Origin of the sequence: Desulfobacter latus (assembly GCF_013389365.1) — a bacterium.
In the GTDB taxonomy this organism is placed as follows: domain Bacteria; phylum Desulfobacterota; class Desulfobacteria; order Desulfobacterales; family Desulfobacteraceae; genus Desulfobacter; species Desulfobacter latus.
In genome coordinates, this window is the sequence record NZ_JACADJ010000163.1 from 1 (window position 1) to 1241 (window position 1241).

Here is a 1241-nt window from a genome sequence, read left to right on the forward strand (position 1 = left end):
TGCTTGAGGCCAATGGTGTGGATGTTGGACTGGAAACCTCTTTTGAGGTCTTTACCCGGCGGTTTGAGATTGCACAGCGGGCAGCAGTTTGATGGGGGATTATACCAAAGATCTTAAAAAATTTCTGCGGGAGAATGGATGTACATTTGAACGGCAGGGTAAAGGTGATCATGAAATCTGGTACAGCCCTGCCACAGCTATTAGGTTTGTCGTGGATAATTCCATTAAATCAAGACATACTGCAAATACAGTTCTCAAACAAGCCGGATTGCCCAAAAAGTTTTAAAACCACCCCCTCTAGGTAGTTTTATCTAATTTACAAACTCTCATGAATAGATACACATCATCTTTTGGTCACCCTTTTTCGGATACAGCATTGCCCCTGTAACCGAAGGGGCGGAGCTATACCCAAAACCGTCATAAGCCAAGCCTGACACCACGAAAAACCAAGGACCCACCATGACCCAAGCGACCTCCACCTCCATATGTCAAGACTGATTTTGACATTTTTTAAGCTACACTTTTTAGGTTGAAGCCCGCCTTCTTCCGGCGGGGCCGATGGCTTTGTTATCCTTTTTGAAAAATCGATCCATCCAATAGTTGATTCTCTGCTGTACTATATTTTCCTGAATTTCCTGAGCCGCCTCCTGAAGTGCTTGGGGATCAGAAATATCCGTAAAAGAATTGTCTTTCATCTTGTACGAAACACCTTAAAGATGATGGGTTCGGGCCTAATTCTGAGTTTTTGTACTGAATTCCGTGTATTTCCGTGCTTTCCGTGGTTCATCTAAAAAACAGCCTCTCCGGTGTTTATTAACCACGGAAAACACGGAAGGCACTGAAAGTTACAGTACAAGGCGCTCAATCTCTTGTTTTTTGTGGCAGAAACTGAGAAGTAAGGCACCAATGGAAAACCGGCGCGCCCTGCAAACTTTTGGGTTTGATTACAACGCATCAATAAAACAAAATCAGGATATGAATCCCCACGACCATAATTTTAAAAACCTGTTTTTAGATTTCCCGAAGGAAGCCTTGGCCTGGTTATTTCCAGAGGCCGAACAAAACTGGGGGCAGGTCATCAACGTTGAATTTGTACGCCAGGAGCCGAAAAAATATTCGCTTTCAGACAAGAGCCTTGAACTGGATATGCCGATTTTGTTTCACTTTGAACACCAACAACTTCTTCTGTGGTTGGTCGAGTTCCAGGAAGATAAAGGCAAATTTTCCATATATAAATTACT

2 protein-coding genes and 1 pseudogene are annotated in these 1241 nt (G+C 43.2%); 2 read left to right on the top strand and 1 reads right to left on the bottom strand.

The features are described 5' to 3' along the window. Window positions 1-91: 91 nt before the first annotated feature. Entirely contained in the window at window positions 92-286 is a 195-nt protein-coding gene (locus tag HXW94_RS20195; protein ID WP_178368412.1) for a type II toxin-antitoxin system HicA family toxin, read from the top strand. Window positions 287-524: 238 nt separating this feature from the next. Here the strand turns inward: HXW94_RS20195 and HXW94_RS18760 are convergent, their stop codons facing one another. Then, a complete protein-coding gene (locus HXW94_RS18760; protein ID WP_178368413.1) occupies window positions 525-695 on the bottom strand; it encodes a hypothetical protein in 171 nt (56 codons plus the stop codon). Between the two features lie 211 nt (window positions 696-906). On the opposite strand from HXW94_RS18760, the pseudogene HXW94_RS18765 reads away from it, so the two are divergent. Then, window positions 907-1241: pseudogene (locus tag HXW94_RS18765) on the top strand (hypothetical protein); the annotation flags it as partial.